Source organism: Stenotrophomonas sp. YIM B06876 (assembly GCF_030711595.1).
In the GTDB taxonomy this organism is placed as follows: Bacteria; Pseudomonadota; Gammaproteobacteria; order Xanthomonadales; family Xanthomonadaceae; genus Stenotrophomonas.
In genome coordinates this window covers 1-812 of the sequence record NZ_JAUJUJ010000369.1, presented here as the reverse complement: position 1 = coordinate 812, position 812 = coordinate 1, and the positions used below count along the sequence as shown (strand labels likewise).

At 69.5% G+C, this 812-nt stretch carries 1 protein-coding gene and 1 pseudogene; both read left to right on the top strand.

The features are described 5' to 3' along the window. Nucleotides 1-434, top strand: a pseudogene (gene purM / locus QZH66_RS17360) (phosphoribosylformylglycinamidine cyclo-ligase); the annotation flags it as partial. Nucleotides 435-483: 49 nt separating this feature from the next. After that, a partial coding sequence (locus tag QZH66_RS17355) for an AIR synthase-related protein (protein WP_305807086.1) occupies nt 484-812 on the top strand: 329 nt, incomplete at its 3' end.

The following is an 812-nucleotide window of genomic DNA, read 5'->3' as shown; positions in this document are numbered from 1 at the left end:
CCGGCACCGACGGCGTGGGCACCAAGCTCAAGCTGGCCTTCGAGTGGAACATGCACGACACCGTCGGCATCGACCTGGTCGCCATGAGCGTCAACGACGTGCTCGTGCAAGGCGCCGAGCCGCTGTTCTTCCTCGACTACTTCGCCTGCGGCAAGCTCGACGTGGACACGGCGGCGGCCGTTGTCGGCGGCATCGCCAGGGGCTGCGAACTCTCGGGCTGCGCGCTGATCGGCGGCGAAACCGCCGAAATGCCCGGCATGTACCCGGCCGGCGAATACGACCTGGCCGGCTTTGCCGTCGGCGCGGTCGAGAAATCCAAGATCCTCACCGGCCAGGACGTGCAGCCCGGCGACGTGGTGCTGGGCCTGGCGTCGAGCGGCGTGCACTCCAACGGCTTCAGCCTGGTGCGCAAGTGCATCGAGCGCGCCGAAGCCGCCGGCAGCGTGCCGGCCNGAGAAATCCAAGATCCTCACCGGCCAGGACGTGCAGCCCGGCGACGTGGTGCTGGGCCTGGCGTCGAGCGGCGTGCACTCCAACGGCTTCAGCCTGGTGCGCAAGTGCATCGAGCGCGCCGAAGCCGCCGGCAGCGTGCCGGCCACGCTGGACGGCAAGCCGTTCAAGCAGGCCGTGATGGAGCCCACGCGCCTGTACGTGAAGAACGTGCTGGCCGCGCTGGCCGCGCACCCGATCAAGGCGCTGGCCCACATCACCGGCGGCGGCCTGCTGGAAAACATCCCGCGCGTGCTGCCCGAAGGCATGGCCGCGCACCTGCAAAAGGGCAGCTGGCCGCAGACCGAGCTGTTTGCCTGGCT